At 37.2% G+C, this 23695-nt stretch carries 14 protein-coding genes and 1 tRNA gene; 8 read left to right on the forward strand and 7 right to left on the reverse strand.

The window, feature by feature from the left end:
• Nucleotides 1-23: 23 nt before the first annotated feature.
• The 4 genes from ACO05S_RS09120 to ACO05S_RS09135 form a co-directional block, all read right to left on the reverse strand.
• Nucleotides 24-2633 (reverse strand): YfhO family protein, encoded by a 2610-nt coding sequence (locus ACO05S_RS09120; RefSeq protein ID WP_421921203.1) that lies wholly within the window; start codon nucleotides 2631-2633, stop codon nucleotides 24-26.
• Nucleotides 2634-2816: 183 nt separating this feature from the next.
• The gene (locus ACO05S_RS09125; protein ID WP_421921204.1) at nucleotides 2817-3620 is read right to left on the reverse strand and encodes a carbon-nitrogen hydrolase family protein; all 804 of its coding nucleotides are present in this window, start codon (nucleotides 3618-3620) and stop codon (nucleotides 2817-2819) included.
• 282 nt (nucleotides 3621-3902) lie between these two features.
• Nucleotides 3903-5456, reverse strand: coding sequence for a glycine--tRNA ligase (locus ACO05S_RS09130; protein ID WP_421921205.1), 1554 nt, complete (start codon nucleotides 5454-5456; stop codon nucleotides 3903-3905).
• Between the two features lie 250 nt (nucleotides 5457-5706).
• A complete protein-coding gene (locus tag ACO05S_RS09135; RefSeq protein ID WP_421921206.1) occupies nucleotides 5707-5952 on the reverse strand; it encodes a DUF4834 family protein in 246 nt (81 codons plus the stop codon).
• A gap of 42 nt (nucleotides 5953-5994) precedes the next feature.
• Here ACO05S_RS09135 and ACO05S_RS09140 point away from each other — a divergent pair, with 42 nt between their 5' ends.
• The 4 genes from ACO05S_RS09140 to ACO05S_RS09155 all read left to right on the forward strand — a co-directional run bounded on the left by ACO05S_RS09140 (nucleotide 5995) and on the right by ACO05S_RS09155 (nucleotide 12299).
• On the forward strand, nucleotides 5995-6153 hold the full coding sequence (locus tag ACO05S_RS09140; protein WP_421921207.1) for a hypothetical protein: 159 nt from the start codon (nucleotides 5995-5997) through the stop codon (nucleotides 6151-6153).
• A 91-nt stretch (nucleotides 6154-6244) separates the two neighbouring features.
• On the forward strand, nucleotides 6245-8989 hold the full coding sequence (locus tag ACO05S_RS09145; protein WP_421921208.1) for a hypothetical protein: 2745 nt from the start codon (nucleotides 6245-6247) through the stop codon (nucleotides 8987-8989).
• Nucleotides 8990-9146: 157 nt separating this feature from the next.
• The gene (locus ACO05S_RS09150; protein ID WP_421921209.1) at nucleotides 9147-10802 is read left to right on the forward strand and encodes a hypothetical protein; all 1656 of its coding nucleotides are present in this window, start codon (nucleotides 9147-9149) and stop codon (nucleotides 10800-10802) included.
• A gap of 24 nt (nucleotides 10803-10826) precedes the next feature.
• Nucleotides 10827-12299, forward strand: a complete 1473-nt coding sequence (locus tag ACO05S_RS09155) for a DUF5723 family protein (RefSeq protein ID WP_421921210.1) — start codon at nucleotides 10827-10829, stop codon at nucleotides 12297-12299.
• A gap of 89 nt (nucleotides 12300-12388) precedes the next feature.
• On the opposite strand, the gene ACO05S_RS09160 is transcribed toward ACO05S_RS09155, so the two are convergent.
• The 3 genes from ACO05S_RS09160 to ACO05S_RS09170 all read right to left on the reverse strand — a co-directional run bounded on the left by ACO05S_RS09160 (nucleotide 12389) and on the right by ACO05S_RS09170 (nucleotide 15647).
• On the reverse strand, nucleotides 12389-12715 hold the full coding sequence (locus ACO05S_RS09160; RefSeq protein WP_421921211.1) for a hypothetical protein: 327 nt from the start codon (nucleotides 12713-12715) through the stop codon (nucleotides 12389-12391).
• A gap of 138 nt (nucleotides 12716-12853) precedes the next feature.
• Complete coding sequence (locus tag ACO05S_RS09165; RefSeq protein WP_421921212.1) at nucleotides 12854-14413, reverse strand: aldehyde dehydrogenase family protein; 1560 nt, start codon at nucleotides 14411-14413, stop codon at nucleotides 12854-12856.
• Between the two features lie 238 nt (nucleotides 14414-14651).
• Nucleotides 14652-15647: a dihydroorotate dehydrogenase-like protein gene (locus ACO05S_RS09170; protein WP_421921213.1), complete on the reverse strand. Its 996-nt coding sequence runs from the start codon at nucleotides 15645-15647 to the stop codon at nucleotides 14652-14654.
• A 190-nt stretch (nucleotides 15648-15837) separates the two neighbouring features.
• Here ACO05S_RS09170 and ACO05S_RS09175 point away from each other — a divergent pair, with 190 nt between their 5' ends.
• From ACO05S_RS09175 to ACO05S_RS09190, 4 genes are all read left to right on the forward strand, one after another.
• On the forward strand, nucleotides 15838-17376 hold the full coding sequence (locus ACO05S_RS09175; protein WP_421921214.1) for an AbgT family transporter: 1539 nt from the start codon (nucleotides 15838-15840) through the stop codon (nucleotides 17374-17376).
• Nucleotides 17377-17559: 183 nt separating this feature from the next.
• Nucleotides 17560-17641: transfer RNA gene (locus ACO05S_RS09180), tRNA-Leu, on the forward strand.
• A 611-nt stretch (nucleotides 17642-18252) separates the two neighbouring features.
• Nucleotides 18253-18972 (forward strand): T9SS type A sorting domain-containing protein, encoded by a 720-nt coding sequence (locus ACO05S_RS09185; protein ID WP_421921215.1) that lies wholly within the window; start codon nucleotides 18253-18255, stop codon nucleotides 18970-18972.
• A gap of 46 nt (nucleotides 18973-19018) precedes the next feature.
• The gene (locus tag ACO05S_RS09190) at nucleotides 19019-23677 is read left to right on the forward strand and encodes a tail fiber protein (protein ID WP_421921216.1); all 4659 of its coding nucleotides are present in this window, start codon (nucleotides 19019-19021) and stop codon (nucleotides 23675-23677) included.
• The last annotated feature ends 18 nt before the right edge of the window (nucleotides 23678-23695 follow it).

Below are 23695 nucleotides of genomic sequence, written 5' to 3' on the forward strand. Positions count from 1 at the left end.
ATTGTTGTGTTTTATTGTATCCGCTAGACATTTTCTTTTTTATAGAATTTGATACCATAAACAATTGCACCCAATGCAGCAAGAAAGAAAAGAATCATACTTCCAAGAGATATTTTCTCTCCAATGATATATCCCTTAGGTTCAAATTTAAATTCCACCTTGTGATTTCCTGCTGGTAATTTCATGGCACGCAATACATAGTTTGCTCTAAAATGTTTTGCGGGCTTGCCATCGATATAGGCATTCCAACCTGGTTGGTAATACACTTCAGAGAAAACTGCCAGTTGATCTGTTTGTGCCTCGTATTCGTAGCTAATTTGATTTGGCGAATATGCTGTCATGCTGATATTGGCGACAGAATCAGCTACAATATTTAATCCGCTAAGCTGATCTTTAAAACGTTGATCAACAATGGCCTCTTTGGCAGGATCGAATCCATTTAAAAGCATGATCTCCTCGTTTGCATCCTGAACAAGTTTATACGAATCAACAAACCAGGCATTTCCCAAAGCATTAGGATTAATGCTTAGCTGAGCACCTTTCTCACCCTGACTAATAATGTATTTAGCATTCAGCATGTCTAAGGCTTTCATATTGCCTTTGTCGATATGATATTCGTACAATTCCTGAATACGACGAAGCTTCGCTCCATGGTACCCTCCAATTGATTTGTGGAAGTAGGAAGGACGTGCGTTCTGAAAAGGACCTCCGATTTGCTCAAACACCCTGTAGTTGGTGTTGTAAGTTACGGCCCAAATTTGTGCTGCTACCTTTTCGTAATCGCTGGCTTTTCTGTTCTTTCTGGTATATTCTTTTAGTGCCTGATCGGCAATGGCTTTTAGTTCAGGATTGTTCTTTAGCTCGTTTTGCAAGATCTGATAATCTGCCATATTAGGCATATAGGCCAACTTTAATTCTTTCTTTTCTACAAACGCATCGTTGTTGGTAAATCGCTTGTTTACCGGGTAAAGATCAGCTATAATTAAAATGATAAGCGCTGGAATAAAGAATTTTGCTTTTAGGTAGTCTTTTGAGAATGCCCAAATTAAAGCAATACCAACAACAATGAATAGAATTGTTCGAAGTGCATCAGCTCTAAACATGTCGATTCTAGCATCCATCAAATCATTCTGAATCTTAGTAATAAAAGAAACTGCATTTGGATTGGAAGCACTGATTTGGGTAAAATAGTTTTTCTCAACATCACTTAGGAAATCCAATCCAAAAGTTGGAATTAGATACAGAAGAATTGCAACACCACCAGTTAAAGCAAATGGCAGAACTAACACATTAAGCTTGAATGATGAGATATTAACTTTCTTTTTCAGAATCTCAGGTTCTTCGATGATCTTTTTGAGTGCTAATATTGCAAGAAGTGGAACGCAAAGCTCAACAATGATGAGGATTGAAGAAACGGCTCTAAACTTGTTGTAAAGAGGTACATAATCGAAGAAAAAATGCGACAGAGCAGGGAAGTTATGTCCCCATGAAAGCATAATTGCTAAAATTGTGGCTGTTAATAATCCCCATTTTAAGCGTCCAGCAACAATAAATAATCCTAAAATGAATAGAAACAATATAAAAGCACCAATATAAACTGGTCCTACAGTGAAGATTTGATTTCCCCAATAATGGTGGTTTTTAACCTGTTCCATATTGTAATAATCAGCAACAGATTTAATTTGACCTCCATTCACATAGTTTAGCACTTGGATTCCTTCCTGTGGGGATCCACCGCCACCTTTGGCATTTGGAATCAATAAACTCAAAGTCTCTTGAATGCCATAGCTCCACATGGTACCATAATCTTTATCAACACCGGTAGTTTGATTGTCTTGATTGCCCAGGCTCAATTCAGATTTACCACGAATGGTTGATTTACTGTATTCATATGAGCTAATCAGGTTGGTAAAGTTCACACCTAAAGCTATAATTGATGCTATGGCAAGTACTCCCATAGCCTTAAAGAAATGCTTCAAATTCTTTTCTTTCAGCTGGTGATAGAATTCAAATATCAGGATACAGACAACCGTTAACATGAAATAATAAGTCATCTGAATGTGATTGGAATACAATTCCATGATCAGGAAGAAAGTCGCAATAATGCCACCCCACAGATATCTTCCTCTCAAAACCATGAGGATTCCACCCAATGCAGGAGGGATAAAGGCCAAAGCGTTTACTTTCCACAAGTGACCTGCCCCAATGATAATGATGAAATAGGTGGAGAATGCATAGGCAATCGATCCGGCTATGGATAGCCATGGATTTACTCGTAAACTAATGAGCAGAATGTAAAAGCCAATCATGTACAACATTAGAAACTTCACAGGATCGGGAGTGTAAAGCTCCATCATCTGCTTAAAGGTATACATGTCTTTTGCCTGGTAATCAACATTAATTTGATAGGATGGCATTCCTCCAAACATGGAGTTGGTCCACAAGGCATCTTCACCGGTTTTCTCACGGAAATCAATAATCTCTTTTTTAGCACCCCAGGCATGAATCGAATCGCCTTTTTTGAATTGTTTTCCCTCCAGTGCAGGTTGGAAATACATAAATGCTACAATTAAAAATACCAGTATTGATACCAGATGGGGTAATGCTGACTTAACTATCGATTTTATATCCATTTAATTACAAATTACGAGTTACAAATTACGAGCAGAACATACGAGATTTGTAATTCGCAGTGATTCATTCGTAATTTTAAAATTCAGGCTCTAAAATACAAAAAGCACAGAACAAAATTGCCCAGTGCTTCACTTAATATATGTCTTAAGTGCTTAAAATTGTAGGTTAAGATGAAGAACAGATCACTTGTAATCCTCTTTTCGGTCTTTTCTAAATTGGTATTCTTCACGGATTGTATCAATAACATCTGTATCTATTTCAGCTATCATTACTTCCTCTTTTTCTTTAAGGATGGTGGGAGAGGTGTTGTAGTCAATCCAGGGCGGACAGAATATAGACTTGCCATATTCATCGCCAGCTCGATTTAAACTCAACATGTAGATTTGGTTTTCCAATGCCCGGGTAATGACAAAATGATGCCAACTTGGGAAACTATTATCCTTGTAAAAGGCAACCGGATGAAGAAGGAAATCAATATTGTGATCAAATGCCAGACTTCTTGTTAATTCAGGAAATCGCATATCGTAACAAATAATCATACCTATTTTAAGTCCATTAATTTCAAAACTTACCGTTTGGTCTCCTCTTTGGAAATATTCCTTTTCCATAGAGTTGCCAAATTGAGCCATGTGTTGCTTGCTGTAAATGCATGCTATTTCTCCATTTGGATTGATAACGGCTTGCGAGATGTAGTAATTCTCATTTTTCTTATGTGGAAACCCATAACAGATATAGCAATTCTTTTCTTTTGCAATTTTTGAGAAGAATCGAAAACCAGCTCCATCCACCTCTTCTGCTAAATGGGTAAGCTCATTAAATGTTTCTCGTGAATATCCACAGGTGAAAAGCTCTGGCAGAACAATGAGGTCAACAGCTTCGAGCTGATCTATGATTCCTTTGGCACGATGAAGGTTGGCATCTCTATCTGCTACAGATTTTGCATCGCAATTGTCGATCTGAATGGCGGCGAATTTGAGCTTTGGCATAGTTTAAGGGATTTAAAAGCTAAGCTTAAAGATAGTGAAATTGAAAATACCTTATCCAAAGTCGATTTGTCATGCTCTGACTTTAAGCAAGCTGTAAGTGTCAGGGTATGACTATGAGTGGCTTATTGTATCGAGAGCCTCACTTATAGTGTGATCCTCAAGCTGAAAAATAATATTTTTGCAGTTCTTGTTCCTTCTCCTCAAGGAGAAGGTTAGGATGACACGATTATACAACAAAAGCCATTCCCGTTTGAGAATGGCTTTTGAATATGATTGATCTGCTTATTTCAATTTCTTGAATAAAGCTTTCATGCTAACATGTGAATCTAAGATTTCAGCTAGTTTTGAAATCTCAATACGTTCCTGTTCCATGCTGTCGCGATGACGAATGGTAACGGTATTGTCTTCCAACGATTGGTGATCAACTGTTACACAGAAAGGAGTACCTATAGCATCCTGACGACGGTAACGCTTACCAATAGAATCTTTTTCATCATACTGGCAATTAAAGTCGAATTTTATATCATCGATAATTGCACGAGCTTTATCAGGAAGACCATCTTTTTTGGTTAATGGCATTACTGCTAATTTGATTGGAGCTAAAGCAGCTGGTAATCTTAGAACAACTCTTTCGTCAGTTTTACCATCTTCTTTTTCGATTTTCTCTTCTGCATATGCTTCCGACATAATCTGAAGGAACATACGATCAACTCCAATCGAAGTCTCAACTACATAAGGAACGTAGCTCTTGTTCAATTCTGGATCGAAATACTGAATTTTCTTTCCTGAGAATTCCTGGTGCTGACTTAAATCGAAGTCTGTACGAGAGTGAATACCTTCAACCTCTTTAAATCCGAATGGGAATTTAAATTCAACATCAGTTGCAGCGTTAGCGTAATGAGCCAACTTATCATGATCATGGAAACGGTATTTGTCATCAGCAAAACCAAGAGCTTTATGCCAGCTCATACGAGTTTCTTTCCATTTTTCGAACCATTTCATTTCTTCTCCTGGACGAACAAAGAACTGAAGTTCCATTTGCTCAAATTCACGCATACGGAAAATGAACTGACGCGCTACAATCTCGTTACGGAATGCTTTACCAATCTGAGCAATTCCAAAAGGAATTTTCATACGACCGGTTTTCTGTACGTTCAAGTAGTTTACAAAAATACCCTGTGCAGTTTCCGGACGAAGATAAATTTTACTACTTCCATCAGAAGTTGATCCCATTTCGGTAGAGAACATCAAATTGAACTGACGAACATCGGTCCAATTTTTAGTTCCTGAAATTGGACAAGCAATCTCGTTATCGATAATGATTTGCTTTAACTCTTCCAGATCATTCTTATCCAAAGCATCAACAAAACGCTTGTGAATAGCATCCATTTTTTCCTGGTTTGCTTTTACACGAGGGTTGGTTGCTCTAAATTGTTCTTCATCGAAAGATTCACCAAATTTTTTCTTTGCTTTGGCAACTTCTTTATCCATTTTGGCTTCATACTTAGCCATCAAATCCTCGATTAAAACATCAGCACGGTAACGTTTCTTTGAGTCTTTGTTGTCAATCAACGGATCGTTAAAAGCATCAACGTGGCCCGAAGCTTTCCAAATGGTTGGGTGCATAAAAATAGCAGAATCGATACCTACAACATTTTCGTGCAATTTTACCATAGAATCCCACCAGTATTTTTTGATGTTGTTTTTCAATTCAACACCCAATTGTGCGTAATCGTAAACAGCACTTAATCCATCGTAAATTTCTGAAGATTGAAATACAAATCCGTACTCCTTACAATGGGCAACCAGTTTTTTGAAAACATCTTCCTGAGCCATAAATTTTATATTTTGAGATTATTATTTTCGTTTAGCTATTAGCAGTTGGTTGTTAGCCTTTAAAATGAAAAAGCATTACATAGAACTGAAATGCTTAATATACTTATTATTACAATTTGAAAGGCAAAAATACGATTCGAAAGCATTATATTCAATTAATTTTGAGTCTTTTTGATAATAAATTTGATGAGATGTAATCGTAACCGATTTAGTTGGCTAATTGCCAAAAGCAAATAGCGAAAGGCTGAATTTAATCTACTTCCTCGAAATCCACATAATCGCCAATGTCCTTTTTGTTGGGATTGTTTTTTTTATCAGTGGATTTATCGATAGTAACTTCACCTTCTTTTTTTTCTTGCGCTTGCTGCTGTCTTTTAGCCTCATTTTGCATTTTGTCAAAAGTCTTCTTCACCAAAAACGGGAACATTGCACGAATGATCAGTTTTAGCAAATAATAAATGCCGACAGCAACAATGATAAACTTTAAAAATGCCATATTCTTTTATTTTGAGTGACAAAGATAAAAGAATTATACCAATTGAAATTTCTATTTCAATCATTTGATGTTTTAATTGATAGAGTAAAGAATCAAGCTATCGAGACCTATTTTAATCATGCTGGTTTTATACCAATGCTGGTATCATATTGTACCGGACAAAAAGCAAATTTTCCTGATAATTTAAGTCTTGAGAGTTAAAACTCTACAGATAAAAGCCAGTCACATCATTTTTTAACGTTGCATAAATTCTTATTTTTGGAGCAACACTGTACTTTGCAATCCATAAACTATGCTAAGAAAAATTCTGATCTCTTTTTTCATTGTTTTGTTATTAACAATTATTGTTTTAAGCTATCTGTATCTTCAAAAACAAAAGGAATACAAAGGAGTTGATCCTTTTTCCGCCATTCCCGTTAACTCAGAATTAATTGTTCAGTTCGAAAGTTTGGAACAGCTCATTCAAAAGCTTGATAACAATACAGGAGCCTGGCAAGAGCTAAGCAATTTCGATGCGCTTGCAAAAATCAATAACAACCTGCAATTTATAGATAGTTTAGCGAGCAATATCGATTTGGATCACCAATTTTCGCTTGATAGATCCTTTACATTGGCAAGTCATCTGCAAGGCAAGAATGATATTGAGTACCTGTATATTCTACCCATTTTAGATTACTTGGAAGAAAAGAAACTAAGAACCGCCGTGTCGAACTGGATTGGCCCTGATTTGACTTTAGGCGAGCGCAACTACCAAAACACTAGCCTTTATACTATTCCTTTTGCAAATAATAATGAAATTCATTTTGCCTTTTCGAAAGGTTTGTTTCTTGCCAGCAGATCGATGCTTTTACTTGAAAGCTCGGTAAGACAATTGAGTACCGATAATTCGATCTCTAAATCAAAAGGATTCGAGCAAATAAAAAGAACCATTGGAAAAAATGTTGATGCCAATATCTTTCTGAACCTAAAAACATTCCCAAAGCAAGTTTCATTTTCATTAAATCAAAAATTCAGCAAGTTTATTCGCAACTACACGAATATTGGAAATTGGACCGAGCTCGACTTGAGTTTTAGAAACAGAATTATCCTGATGAATGGATTTACATACAGCGATCCAAATCAGGGAAACCTAATGAACTTGTTTTTGCAACAAGAACCTGTAAAAATGGAAATGGAATCTGTTCTTCCGGCGAATATTGGTGTTTTGGCTGTTTTGGGAATGGATGATCCCCTGCTTCACAAAGGAAAATACCGTAAGTTTTTAGATCAGATGGGCAAACTTTCTGATTATCAAAAAGACATTAACAATCTTAAAAAGAAAACAGGTGAAGATTTTGAGGAGATTTTTTTCTCGATTATTTACAAGGAAATAGGCTTGGCTTTTGCAGAAGGAAATGCAGACAAAAGGTTTACGGTAGTTCGCACCAAAAGTGCCAGTATTGCTAAGGATAAGATGTTAAAACCAATTATAAACTATGCCAAAAAGAAGAAAAGAACTTTGTCCTATTACAAAAGAACCTATCAGTTGGATTCTGAAACCTTGTTCGAGATCTACCGTTTGCCCGACGATCGTTTGCCTGAGAAACTATTCGGCAGCTTTTTTACGGATGCCTCATCGGCATATTTTACCTTTATAAACAACTATATGGTAATGGGGCCTAGCATCAATGCTTTGTCAGAGTTTATAAAAGAATCGGTTCTTGGCAAAACACTTGATAGCAACCAAAATTACCAAGAGAACAAAGAGTTTTTATCCAACAAGGCCAACTTCTTTCTTTATACCTCAACACCAAAGGCCAACCGTTTTATTGCCAGCTTTCTTAATACCGAGCTTCAATCGGTAATTCAAAATCATAAGGAAAGCGTGAATAAATTTCAGGCTGTTGGCTTGCAGCTAAGCTCGAATCGCAACCTGATATACAACAATTTGTTTATTGAGTATGATCCGGTTTTGGAAATGGCTCCACAAACCGACTGGGAGTCAAGACTTGATACTTGCTTCCGACACAAGCCTTATTTGGTAAAAAACCATTACACCAAAGAGAATGAAATCTTTGTTCAGGATATTAACAAGCAGATCTACCTGGTAAATCCATCGGGTCGTATCCTGTGGAAAAAAACTTTGGATTCTCAGATTGTTGGAAAGGTTGAGCAAATTGATTTTTTTAAAAATAATAAACTTCAATACCTTTTTGCCACCAGAAAGCATTTGCATTTAATCGACAGAAACGGCAACTACGTTAAAAATTATCCGATTCGTTTAAAAGCCGAAGCGACCAGAGGAATCTCCATTTTCGATTACGACAAAAACAAGAACTACCGCATTTTTATTCCTTGTAAGGATCAGCGCATTTATGCATACTCTAAAGAGGGTAAAATTATAACAGGTTGGCATGCCAAAAGAGCAGAAAATCCTATTACTTGCGAGGTACAGCATTTTAGGGTAGGAGGAAAAGACTACATTGTATATGCCGATAAATACCGTATTTATATCTTAAACAGGCGAGGAGCTGAAAGAGTGAAACTAAAAAAACAATTCTCAAAATCAGAGAAAAACCCATTTTACCTTGAAAAGCAGCACAACAGAATGCTTGCCAGCGATACCAATGGAAACATCCATTACATCTATTTCAATGGAAAAGTAGAAACAAAATCATTCACACAACTTTCCGAAGCACATTTTTTTGTAGCATCCGATATGAATGCAGATGGAAGAAACGAATACCTGTTTGCCGATTACAACTTTCTTAAAATTTTTGATAGCAATGGGAATCAAAAACTTGAGAAAAAATTTGATTCAGGAATTAGCTACAGGCCTAATGTTTACAAGTTCTCGCGCAGAAAAATCGAAATAGGCATTTGTGTTGAGAACGAAAATAAAATTTACCTGATTGATCTTAAAGGGAACAATCACTCCGGTTTCCCTTTAAAAGGAAATACAGAATTCTCGATAGGCTTTGCTAAGCCAGGAGATAAATCATTTAATCTGTATGTTGGGGATAGCCGAAACTTCTTATTAAACTATTCCGTACACTAACCCGTTTGTCAATAATAACAGGTAATTCATGTAATATAAGTATTTGTTTACATGATTATTTGTTTTTTTGATTTCGATTAAAACTGTAGCATTACAGCTAGGGTGAAAGCTGTTGAGTACGGTTCAAAACTATTATTGTCTATTTAATTGTATTACTATGATATTTAAATCACGATTTCTGATTCCACTATTGCTATGTGGAGTACTGGCCATTACCGCCCAATCATGCTTCGATTCCGACGATTATGACATGGATCGATTATCTGATAAAGTAGAATGGACGCCTAACATGATTGCTCCGGTAGGATACGGAACCTACTCGCTTTGGTATCTTTTAAACGAGCACGAACTAGATATTAATGATCAAACCATCTTTAACGAAAATGGAAATTTGGTGATCAAACATCGCGAAAATGATATTTTCACTTATTCGGTAGATGATGTATTGGATTTTCCAAATCAGTTAAACCAAAATATAAGCATCTTTTTAGGAAGTTTTCCGGGTATTCCGTATGCTTCAATCCCAAACCCTATGAATTTTTCACAGGTTATTTCAATTGATGCAGGAGGCAATAACATCATCCTTTCTGAATTGCAATTTAATGCAAATCTCGAGTTTACACTTTCTAATCCGTTGAATACAGATCTGGATTTAACCGTTACGTTTCCGAGTTTAATGGAAGGGGGAAGCATGGTTACCAGAACGTTTAACCTTCCGGCATTTACGAGCAATCAATTAGAGACCATCAACCTAAGCGGAGCTACGGCTGCTTTCAAAACACCATATTCAGCCAGCAACGAATTAGATATTAATTTCTCCGTATCAATTCATGATAATGCCAGCCATATCATTAATGGCCTTGGAAATCTTGGAGTCAATTTAAATGTACAGAATATTGATTTTATAACTGCAGCGGGCGATTTTGGCCAACAGACCATCAATATCGGAACGGGAAGTATTGATTTAGGTGTTGATTTGTGGGATGATGTAGATGGAGAATATCGATTTACAAATCCTAAAATTCACTTGTACTTGCGCAATTCGGTTGGTGTTCCTTTCGAAATTGGAGCAAACATTACCGGCTACAATTCAAGTGGCAGATCTGCAAACTTAAATCCACAGGCTCTTCAACCCGGTTATCCAAGCAATTTTTCTGCTGGCAATCCCAATACAATTGATGTACTTAATAATAAGCTTACTTACGACAAGAGCAATTCAAATATTGTAAATTTAATGGCTTTACCTCCATCCAATCGATTGGATTATTTTGGTAATGTAAACTTAAATCCTGATCCTGTTGATATTCCTACCAAACCAAACATTCTAAGCAGCAGTTCAAGAATTGATGCAGACATCGAAATCGAAATCCCACTTGAATTTACAGCAACAAATCTTAGCCTGCAGGATACAATTGACGATGTTGACATTGATGATGCTGATAAAGTAATGAATGCTGCAATTGTGGTTACAGCCGAAAATGGTTACCCTCTTGATGCAAGCATTGCGAGCATCCTACTTACCGATGCCAATTACAATGTGATTGACGAAATAAAAGACAATGAAATTATTGATGCAGCTTTGGTATACACTTCTGGTCCAATGATTGGTGAGGTAGATCCCAATTCAATCAAAGAGGTATCGCACGAAATAAAGCTTACTCAATCACAAATTGCCAATCTCGATTTCACCGAAAATATCATTATCAATGCACTTGTAAGTACCGAAAATGGAGGATTCCCGGTTAAATTAAAAGGCGATTACCAGTTGAAATTTACCATCTCGGTTCAAGCCCAACTCGATTTAAGTAACTAAACAAGCACTTTAAAACATCCTACAATGACCAGATTATTAACTAAAATATCTCTAACAGGATTGCTTCTTGTAATCCTGACATTTAATGGTATTGCTCAAAAAGTGAACAATACCTTATATTTGATGAAGAATGTTCCTCAATCGAACCAGCTGAATCCGGCAATTCAACCCGAATGTAAAGTATTTGTGGGATTTCCGGCTTTAAGTTCGATCTACTTTAATTATAGCAACAGCAGCTTTGCATATGATGATGTAATTACCGATGGAACAGGCATCAGGAGCGATTCACTGGTGGTGAACGTAAATCGCTTTCACGATGCATTAAAAACTACAAATTTTGTTTCGCAACAGTTCGAATTGACTCTTTTGGCAGTGGGCGTTCGTGCCAAAGATTACTATTTTACATTGGATGTAATCGAAAAAGAAGATTCCCGCTTTTCTTTCGACAAAGAAATGATTTCCTTTTTGAAAGATGGGAACTACGATTACAGAGGCAGAACTGCCAATTGGGGTGGTTTGGGTGTAGATGCCAATGCTTATCATGAAATTGCATTGGGCGTTTCCAAAAAAATCAACGACAAGTGGACAGTGGGTGTAAAAGGGAAAATGTTGTTTGGAATCGCTAATCTGCACATGAACGAATCGGATATGTCGGTTTATACATCCTTAAGCGGCGATGAGGTAATCCTAAATTCGAAGCATCGATTAAGAGCCTCAATACCGATCAACCAAATTAGCTACGATGCCAATGGATTTATCGACGATATTAATTTTGATGGTGATGATTTTGATGAAGATTTCTTCCTGAATACGGATAACAAAGGTTTTGCTGTTGATTTAGGAATGAGCTATCAAATGGACGAAAAAACCACCCTTTATGCAAGTGTTTTGGATATCGGAGCCATCAACTGGAAATCTAACGGCTACGAATTTGTTCAGGATGGATCATTCACTTACAATGGTGCAGATTGGTCACAGTCTGGGAACTCAAACGATCCGAATTACAGAGAAATAGAAGATGTTTTTGATGATTTGGTTGATGATATTGAAGATGAATTTAGGGTTTCGGATTTGGTGGGATCTTATGCGGTAGCTTTACCAACCAAAATTTACTTGGGAGGAACACATCAAATTCATAAAAAAATGAATGTTGGAGCCTTAAGTCGTACCGAAATTTTTAATGGTAAAGTTCAGTCTTCGCTTACTTTATCGGCTAATGCCAGATTTTTAAGAAACCTAAGCACAAGCTTAAGCTATTCGGTATTGAATAATTCTTATACAAACATTGGCTTTGGTTTGGCTGCAAAACTGGGGCCTTTGCAGTTTTATACCGTAACCGATAATGTAATTGCAGCAATAAAACCAAATGGTGCACAACTTGCCAATGTTCGTTTCGGATTTAACTTCCTGTTTGGCTGCAAGAACAAGAAGAAAAAGTGGGACGAATGTTCTTGGAGCGAGCCCATCAGAAACAAAAAGAAACCCTTGTACAAATAAAGTCGTAACTTTATATTGCTCTGTGTGAGCAGAGTGTTTACATCAATTTAAATTCAGGGCTACCCTTTATGGGTGGTCCTTTTTTTGTTTCATTCGAAATAAAGCTCTGGGTACAAAAAAATGCGGTAAATGCTGGCATTTTGTTTTAAAATCGCTCCCCTCTGCCTTTCCCCAACTTGGGAAAGTTCAAAACCAAAATAAAAAGTCCTTCCCCAAGCTGGGAAAGCTTGAATTGAAAAAAACATAGCTTTCCCAGCTTGGGAAAGTGATTTTAAAAAAAAAGGAGCCTTTCCCAACTTGGGAAAACACATTTTAAAAAAAAGGGGCGATTCCCAACTTGGGAAAGCTTGCTTCAAAAAAAAGAAGGCTTCCCCAACTTGGGGAAGGTAGTTCTGAAAAAAAAATGCCTTCCCCAAAATGAGATTCCTTTTCTATCATGTTCCGATTCGTTCCCCGAAGAGGAAGAACCCGAACTCACGTTATTATTAGTTGAACTCATGCTATAAACAGAGCTCAGTTTAGCCAAGCTACGAATGCATGTATTCCGATACAATCTACAAATCAAACTTGATTCCCTGTGCCAATGGTAAATCGGCACCAAAATTTAAAGTGTTGGTTTGTCTTCTCATGTAAGTTTTCCAGGAATCAGAACCCGATTCGCGACCGCCACCAGTTTCTTTTTCGCCACCAAAGGCACCGCCAATTTCAGCACCCGATGTTCCGATGTTTACATTGGCAATACCACAATCGCTGCCAACCGCAGAAATAAAGGTTTGAGCTTCTCTCATGTTCAAGGTAAATATGGATGAGGACAAACCCTGTGGAACACTGTTGTGCAGTTCAATGGCCTCGTCAAGAGTTTTGTATTTCATGATATACAGCACAGGTACGAACGATTCATCCTGAACAATTTGCCAATGATTTTCTACCTCGCAAAAAGTTGGCAATACATAGTTTCCTCCTAAAACTTTATCGCCAAATACAATTGTACCACCTGCTTTCTTCACCTCAGCAATGGCCGTTTGGTATACATCAACAGCTCCATCATCAATTACCGGCCCCACCAAAGTATTTTCGTCAAGCGGATTACCAATTTTCTTTTCAACCTGTTTGTATGCATTTAGCAATCGGTTTTTTACATCATGGTAAATGCTTTCGTGAATAATCAAACGGCGGGTAGAGGTACAACGCTGTCCTGCCGTTCCTACCGACCCAAAAACAATGCCGGGAATGGCCATATCCAAATCGGCTGATGGAGCTACAATAATTGCGTTATTACCTCCCAATTCGGCAATGGTTCTGCCCAAACGTGCACCCACTTTTTCGGCAACTCTTTTCCCGATAGCAGTCGATCCGGTTACAGAAATTAAAGGAACGCGCTTGTCCTCAATAAAATTATCTCCCATTACCGATGATTTGGCTACAACCAGATTGAAAACACCTTCGGGAACATCATTGTCTTTTAATACCTTTTGAATGATGTTGTGACAGGCAATGGCGCAGAGAGGCACTTTCGAGCTTGGTTTCCAAATTACCACATCGCCGCAAACAGCGGCTATCATGGCATTCCATGCCCAAACTGCAACCGGAAAATTAAAAGCAGAAATAACCCCAACCAAACCAAGCGGATGATACTGATCCATCATTTTATGGTCTGGCCTTTCGGAATGCATAGTAAATCCGTAAAGCATTCTCGACTGCCCCACTGCAAAGTCGCAAATGTCGATCATCTCCTGAACTTCGCCCAGTCCTTCCTGATAGATTTTTCCCATTTCGAGTGTTACCAATTTTCCCAGATCCTCTTTGGCATCGCGCAAGGCATTACCAATTTGGCGCACAATTTCGCCACGCTTTGGCGCAGGCATTTTGCGCCATACTTTAAAGGCTTCCTGGGCTTTTACCAGCACTTTTTCGTAGTCGTTCTTATCGGCATTTTTAACTTTTGCAATTAACGATCCGTCGATTGGCGAGTAGGATTCGGTAACAGCACCTTTGCAATCGAACCATTCGGTTCCGGTTGATACTCCGGCATTGACATCCGATATGCCCAATCGTTTTAGCGTTTCCTCTATTCCAAAATTCTTTTCGAGTTCGTGTGATTTTATAATTTCCATATAATTATGATTTAATTGTGATAAGCAATTTTTATAACGAGAAGTATACAATTTAGTAAAAGCCAATTTAAATTGTAATGATTTTTATCAATTTTATTATCAGAGGAGGATGAGGTTCTTTCCAGAATTTTGAGAAGGGCAGCTTTATAGCTTTCTTCTTATGCATTAGGCCTTTTTTTTGCAATAAAAAACCCGAACCAATGCTTGATTCGGGCTTACTGTATTCTGATAAAAGATGTTAATGCATAATAAAATTCCTAAAGTGTTTCATGAATTGAACTCTTTGGTAAGCCGCAGGATCATTAGAGTTCGATTGGCTCATTTTCCCTTTAAAGTCACGAATATTTTCAAACTCGTGATCTTCCATCCACGAGTAAATTTCTTTTAAAAGGATATCGATATATTCGGGGCCATGCTTGTAAATTACCGAAGCCAGCTGAACGGCATCAGCACCGGCCAAAATGTGTTTGATAATGCTTTCGGATGTATGAATCCCCGTGGTTCCTGCCAATGAGCAGTTAACACGTTCCGACATAATGCCAATCCATCTTAACGAATTTTTGTAATCATCGGAGTGCGATAGCACTTGTCCGCTGGTAACACTTAAATTGTGTATGTCAATGTCAGGACTGTAGAAACGGTTGAACATTACCACTCCATCAGCATCCATATCGTTTAATTTCTGAATAAGCTTAGCAAGATTAGAGTGGTAAGGACTAATTTTTAGTGCTACAGGAATTGCAACCTGATCTTTCACGGTTTTAAGAACATCAAAATAGATTTGTTCGTTTTCTTCACCCGATCTGTTCAGGTCGGTTGGCAATACAAACAGGTTAATTTCCAATGCATCGGCACCAGCTTTTTCAATTTCGCGCGAAAAGTAAGTCCATTTCTGAGCACTAACACAGTTGATACTTGCAATTACCGGAATGGAAACGGCAGCTTTGGCTTCCTCAATCAATCTGAGATATTTCCTTAGAATATCCTCGTGCGGATCTTCCTCCATATAATCAAAGGTTTCGGGATAGATGTACGGACGACTGGTCATGGCATGCATTTGCTCTTCCATTTCCAAAATAATTTCTTCCTCGAAAAGAGATTTAAGAACAATTGCACCTGCTCCATTGGCTTCTAATTCAACTAATTTTTCAATAGAATCGGTTAAACCGGAACTGGCAACAATGATTGGATTTTTTAAATCAAGTCCTAAATAGCTTGTAGTTAAGTTTGGCATATCAGTTAAGTTTTGTTTTTGCGATAATTTTGATTTTGAATCAAATTTAAATGGGCTTGCAGTTTATTTCAAATCAATAATCTTTATACTAAGATAGAAAATCCTGATCTTAAAGCTTTGCAAATCTTCTTGCAGTATAGCTCTTTTTTCACTTGTTTTGAAGATTACACTTTAAAACTACCCATTTAGAATGAATATTTCAGTAAAGAAAAAAAGAAGTTGGACCGATAGATTTTTGAATCTAACCGAGAAGTTTGGAAATGCCTTACCGCATCCTGCTACCTTATTTGCAATTTTTGCCTTAATGGCAGTATTATTATCCGGATTAGCCTCCCTTTTTCATTGGAAAGCTGTACATCCTGGAACAAAAGAAACCATCGAAGTGGTGAACCTTATTTCAGTAGAAGGTTTGCATCGCATGCTGATCGAAATGGTTGATAACTTTACCGGTTTTGCGCCTTTGGGAATTGTTATGGTGGCCATGTTGGGAATTGGTATTGCCGAAAGCAGTGGTTTAATTGCCACACTCATCCGCAAATTGGTGCTATCGGCTCCAAAAAAGATGCTGACTTTTGTATTGGTTTTATCTGGGATTTTATCAAATACTGCTTCGGATGTAGGATATGTTCTCCTGATTCCACTTGCCGGGGTGATTTTCGTTGCAGTAGACCGACATCCTATTGCAGGTATGGCGGCAGCTTTTGCCGGTGTATCGGGTGGGTTTTCGGCCAACTTGATTTTAGGAACCATAGATCCTTTGTTGGCCGGTCTTTCTGAGGAGGCAGCACGTATTGTTGATCCAACGGTAAGTGTAAATCCTACCGCTAACTATTACTTTATGGTAGTATCTACCTTTGTAATTGCTTTTGTAGGGACTTTGGTTACCGATAAAGTAATAGAACCACGACTTGGCGTTTACAAAGATGCAAGCGAGCACAAAGAGGAAATTCACAAGTTAACAGCTTTGGAGCGAAGAGGACTGCGTTGGGCCTTGTATGTAGCTCTTTTCTTAATAGCCGTTGCCCTTTGGGGATTAATCCCTGAAAATGGATTCCTTAGAGGAACTGATGGTGGTTTTTTAACTTCGCCATTGCTTAAGGGTGTTGTTGCCATATTGTTGTTGGGAGCCGGAGGTTGTGGTATTGCCTACGGATTTGGAGCCAAGGTTTTTAAAAACGATGCAGATATCATGGATGGTATGGCTAAATCGATGCAAACTCTGGCTAGCTACTATGTTTTGGTATTTTTTGCGGCTCAGTTTGTTGCCTATTTTAAATGGTCGAACTTGGGTGTAGTGATGGCAATTAAAGGAGCCGGAGCTTTAATGGCTGCCGAAATAGGTATGATTCCGCTGATGATATTATTTGTAATGCTATCGGCAATCATTAATATGCTTATGGGATCGGCTTCGGCCAAATGGGCGATTATGGCACCCATTTTTATCCCGATGTTTATGTTGATGGGCTACTCCCCTGAACTTTCGCAAGTAGTATACAGAATAGGGGATAGTGTTACCAATGTAATATCTCCAATGATGAGTTTCTTTGCATTAATCATAGCTTACTTTCAGAAATACGAAAAGAATTCTGGCATTGGAACCATTATAGCCACTATGTTGCCTTATTCGGTGGTATTCTTTGTGGTTTGGGTAATTCTATTAATGGCATGGATCTTTTTAGGCCTTCCATTAGGACCGGGGGCAGGATTGGAGTATACCATGCCTCAATAATTTTTTATAAAAACACCACCCGAAGCAAAATCTATACTTGGGTGTAAAAATATGAATCTCAGTGCATGTAGGATATTCTCTTTATTCCACTGAGATTTTTTAAGTATTTTTTTCGAAAAAATGTAGATTTTGTTTTGCGAGAATCAAACAATTATCTACATTTGCATCGCATTCAAAAGCAATGCCCAGGTGGCGGAATTGGTAGACGCGCTGGTCTCAAACACCAGTGGGGCAACCCGTGCCGGTTCGATCCCGGCCCTGGGTACAAAAAGATCCTTTCGAAGATATTCGAAAGGATCTTTTTTTATGCACTACAGTAAGGAAATTGCTTTAGATTGGGATCAAGCGGAAAACTGGATCATGATCTGGGTCTTTCAAGTAATCAGGGGATCATGATAGTGGAATTGAGACGTAATGTGCGGGAGCTGGTTAAGGAACATAAAAAGAGAAAATCGTTATTTGGAAAACTAATTATTTGGCAATCAATCGCTTCTGTTTTTTAGCCTATGATTGGATTGTATGTAAACAACAAGCAATTAAAGGATAATGATTTGAAATTTAGATATATTGAAGCTTGTGGTGGGGGTGATTCAGAAGGGCTATTGGTATTAGAATCTGTTTTTGATATTAATTCTAATATAATTAAGATGCAGATAATTACAAATGAGTAAATAAAATAGAATATAATTATTTCTACATATAGATTGATGATTAATTTATTTTTTTTGTATGTTTGACGTTAATCAAGAAAAATAAATTATATACCAATAAAAATACAATGTCAATAACTAACCTATGAATACTGTAATAAGAACAACATTAATTTTTATGCTTTGTTGTATGATCGTTTCTGTTGGTAAAACTCAATCGATTAAGATGAAATCATTAGTTGCAAGTCTAAAAGTAAGAGATAGTGAAAAATTTGATTCATATTTTGCAAATCTTGGTGCTGATGTAAGGGAATTACAGAGGATACATGGTATTACATATAAGTTAAGTTTTGATTCAGAAGCTATTTATGCAGATTCAGTATTTATTTCAGCAGATAGAAATTTACTTGGATTAGCAAATGATGAATATTTCGAAATGCAAAGAGTCGACAGTTCTTTTGTATTGTATTCTCTAACTTTAAAAGGAAGAAATAAGGCGTTGAAACTTGATACTCTTCCAATATTATTAAATTTTGTTATTAAGCCAGAAACACATTATAACCTTATTGCAAACAATTGTGAATATACTATTGAATTTCAGGCTGAAAGCGTAACTGCTTATGACAATAATAAAACCGAAATTGAACTAAGTCCATTCGTATTACCAATAAAGTTGGAATGCGAAGAGAAAGGAGAGAGTCAATTGTTAATTGCAGCACCAAATCCAACTAGAGAACGTTGCTGGGTACACTTACCTACTGAGAAAAAACAGGATGTTAAAACTTTAGTATTATATAATACAGCCGGAAAACCACAAAGTTTTACTTCCCAGCTTAATGATGAGGAGCTTGAATTAAACCTGGATTGCTTGCTTTCCGGGCATTACTACCTGAATATCATTTATTCAAAATATGATAAAGATGTGGTTAAGATTGTAAAACTTTAATCCAAGACTAATTTTTTTGAAAAAAACGAGTTTAATTTATGTTAATATGAAGAAAATCTACTATTTAATATTTATTCTATTACTTAATATTCCAATTGCAAATGCACAGAGCATTCAGGGGAAACAGGAAATTAAAAATCATTTTCAAAATGGAAATGCCCCAGGAGCAATACACTTCGGATATTTAATTGATGCCTGCTATAATTATTCTGTCGGAGAAGGTTTGATATATGATTCCGCAAATAATTTATTAAAATCAGAAGTTCCATTGAATGTTCTTTACAACAAGCTTTCAGATACTGCAAGAATTCTTAGACAGGAAAGAACGCATGAGTTCACCATTTTAAAAAATTCTTTATCAAACAGCGAAACTAATTTAAGTGGAAAGATTATTGATCTGGAAAATAGGATGAGAGCAGAACACTCAGACACTGCGACTCAGATTAGACTGGATTTTAGGAATTCATTGAATACATTTAACGCCTCACTTCAAAACGATTATAATTCTCTTTCAAATAAAGTAAAACAGAATAAGAATGAAATCGTTCAGTCTTTGAAGGATTCCACAATTTCTTTGCGTTCATACATTCAGCAGGAGAATCTCAGTTTAGAAAGTAAAATTGGAAGTTTACAAAGCGCAGTTGAAAATGATTTTATTCAGTTTGATCAGAACAAAACAAATGAAATTGCAGATACGGCTAAATCCCTTCGTTCAAACTTTTCTTTATTGAATCAAACAACCAATTCAAAATTATCTGATGAAGTTGGTCGAATTGAAGGCTTATTGAGTGACAACAATAATAAAATGCTTGATACTGCTAAAAACATCAGAACTGATTTTAACCTTAAAATAAACCAACAGAATAATAACTTACTAGATACTGCCAATAGCATTCGAAACACAATTACACATTTAAACTCGAACTTAGATAAAAAAATATCTGATGAAGTTAGTCGGATTGAAGACTTATTGAGTGACAACAATAATAAAATGCTCGATGCCGCTAAAAACATAAGAACTGATTTTAACCTGGAAATAAACCAACAGAATGATAACTTACGAGATACTGCCAATAGTATTCGAAACACAATTTCACATTTAAATTCGAATCTGGATAAGAAGTTTTCTGATGAAGTGATCCGACTGGATGCTAATATTAATAAAGCAGAATTGGCACTTCAGGATACGGCATTACAAATTCGATCTGATTTTAAAATCAAATTAGAATACCTGGAAGTTGCACTGCAAGATACTTCTAAAGTAATTCGCAAAAGCATTAGTGATTTAAATGAGAGTTTACAACTAAAAATAGAAACAGGAGATGCTGATTTAGAACTTCTTCTTACTGATGCCAAGTTAAGCTTAAGAAAGAAAATTGATTCTTTGGCTGAAGTTCATAATCTGGATCGAATTGCGCAAGAAAACCGGATGATGGCAATTGAGGAAAACCATCAGGATGTAAGAGATACCGTTTATAAAATGAAGGTAAAGCTTGATACACTGAATTATACAGAAAAAAACTTTACCAACACCTTAAAAGAAAAGCTTTTAAATATTGATGATGGAGCCACAAGAAGCGATAACAATTTTACAGATGAATTAAAATCGAAATTAGATGGAATAGAAAACAATGCTAACAATTATCAATTGCCTTTAGGAACACACGGAAAGTTAGGAGGAATTCAATTAAGCCAGGATTTTGTATTGTACAATGGTAAGGCTTATAACGCTTTAGATGCAGATAAAATTGACAGACAATATGCTACTGATACCATTATTAAGAATTGGACATCGGAAATGAAGGATGGGGACCAATGGACCAGGCTTCGCTACAAGATGGAAAATGGATCGGTTGATGCAGAAGGAAATAAGCTGTATGATTATGGAGAATGGAATCAGGCATACAAATTTATTTACGATGACCTTGAGACCTCTTACTATGAATTTAATGCAACAGACTCAACAAATGTAATTCTTGGGATTCATGAAAAGAATAAAAAGTTTTTAGGAGAAGATAATACGCTTATTGGTCATAGTGCCGGTTATACACTATACAAAGGTGGAGATAGAAATGTTTTGCTAGGCAAATCTGCTGGTAGAAGTTCTCAAGGCATATCCGATAATGTTTTAATTGGTAACCAGGCTGGTGAATCGATTGGAGATCCTGATATTGTATCTGTAATTAGTGGAGAATACAATGGAGAGCGAAATGTAGCACTTGGAAGCAAGGCCATGCAAGGACGGAATGCAAGTGGTAAATCGGTGGCAATTGGTTATTCTGCTATGGAGTTAGGAGAACAAAACTCAACAATTGCCATTGGATATAAGGCTGCAAATTCAAATTCCGGTTCTAATAATATAGCTATAGGATATGAGGCTGCTCATTCTATTCCGGGTTCAAATACAAACAATAATATTGCCATTGGATATCGTTCGGCATTCAATACAAGTTATGCCAAGAGGAATATTTTTGTAGGAGACTCCTCTGCTTTTAGCAACGAATCGGGCACAGGTAACATTTTTATTGGACATGGCAGCGGCAAAAGCAATAAGGGAAGTGGAAACCTGTTTATTGGGAATGATATGGAGCTTAATGGGGATAATAAGCTGTTAATCGGAAATAATAACAATGTTCTGATTTCGGGCGATTTTTCTGCTAACACAGTATCCATAAATAAACTTAACACACAAAATTTAGAGGTCGTAAATTCCAGTTCAAATTCTTACTCGATAGGCAGCAACGAAGTAATTAATGCCACTTCGCAATATGTTGGGCAGGGAGGAGTAAATACGCCAGGAAGAGTCGTAAGTTCCTATGCAAACTCGAAAGCAAGCACAACAACAGCAATTGCAGCTCCTAATGGAACTGTGAATGCAAAATATGTATCAGCCAATCAGTCGATACAAATAGGCGCCAGTGAAGTTGTAAACAGCACTGCCGAATTTGTTGGTTCCGGGGGTGTAAATACTACTGGGGATATCAGCACAAATGCTAATCTTACTGCAAATGATTTACAATCAAACACTGCAAAATTTACTCAATCTCTTCAGGTTGCAGGTATCGATATCGTAAAACACGATGGAACAAACATTACAGAGAGGTACGCTACTCAAAATCATATTCATTTGCCAGCAGAAATATCAACCAACACTGAAAATAGGTTTGTAAAAGATTCTGATATCTCAAATTGGAACAATAAAGTTGATAAAGTATTGGGCAAAGCACTGTCGACTAACGATTTTACAACTGCATATAAATCGAAACTGGATGGAATCTCAGTAGGAGCAAATAAGTATGTGCATCCTTCCAGTCATTCTGCAAGTATGATCATGCAAGATGCAAGCCACCGTTTTATTACCGATACCGATAAAACAAAATGGAACAATAAGGTTGACAAAGTATCGGGCAAAGCATTGTCGAGTAAGGATTTTACCGCTGCCTATAAATCGAAACTGGATGGAATTGCGGCCGGAGCAAATAAATATGTGCATCCTACCAACCATTCTGCAAGTATGATCACGCAAGATGCAAGCCACCGTTTTGTTAGCGATACCGATAAAACAAAATGGAACAATAAGGTTGACAAAGTATCGGGTAAAACATTGTCGAGTAAGGATTTTACCGCTGCCTACAAATCGAAATTGGATGGAATTGCTGCCGGAGCAAATAAATATGTGCATCCAGGCAGTCATTCGGCAAGCATGATTACCCAAGATGCAACACATCGATTTATTAGCGATTCTGAAAGAAACACTTGGAACAACAAGGTAGATAAAGTATCGGGTAAAGGCTTATCTACTAACGATTTTACCAGCACACATAAATCGAAACTGGATGGGATTGCAGCAGGAGCAAATCAATATGTGCATCCAGCCAATCATTCGGCCAATATGATTATTCAAGATGCAAGCCACCGCTTTATTAGCGATTCGGAAAGAAATACTTGGAATAACAAAGTAAATAAAGTGTCGGGTAAAGCATTGTCGAGCAATGATTTTACCAGTGCCTATAAATCAAAACTCGATGGAGTTGCTACAGGAGCCAACAAATATGTGCACCCAGCCAATCATTCGGCCAATATGATTAGCACCACAACCGATAAACAATTTGTAAGCCAAAGCGAAAAAGACAATTGGAATGCAGGGCAAATACCAGTTGGTGGAATTATTATGTGGAACGGAACCACTGTTCCTAACGGTTGGGCCTTGTGTAACGGACAAACGGTAAATGGAAAAGTAACACCTGATTTAAGAGGTAGGTTTATTGTGGGAAGTTATGCCGGAAAATCAGGTTTTAATGTTGGTAATTCTGGAGGAATTGTTACTAATGCCGGGCAAACATCTACTTCTGGTGGTCATAATCATACAGGAAATACCGGAGGGTACAAACTAACTTCAAGCGATTTACCGGAACATAGGCATAATATGGCTCATACCCATAAAATTCCGGCAAAGAAAGGAGCCAGATATTCTTCAACCACCGATGAGAGTAATCCTGGTGGATCGGGCAAAGGAAGCAGAAGAACAATGAACAATACAAGGGACTATAATTTCTCAACAGAGGCTGCTTCTACATCTTATACCGGCTATACAGGTAGGTCAAGCTCAAACATGAATGCTCATAAGCATACAATTTCCTCTGATGGGTCGCACGTGCATACAGTTCCTTACTACGTGTTAGCATTTATTATGAGAGTGGAATAGTTTATTTATGCCGTACTA

The sequence above is a fragment of the Marinifilum sp. genome (assembly GCF_965230805.1).
Classification (GTDB): Bacteria; Bacteroidota; Bacteroidia; order Bacteroidales; family Marinifilaceae; genus Marinifilum.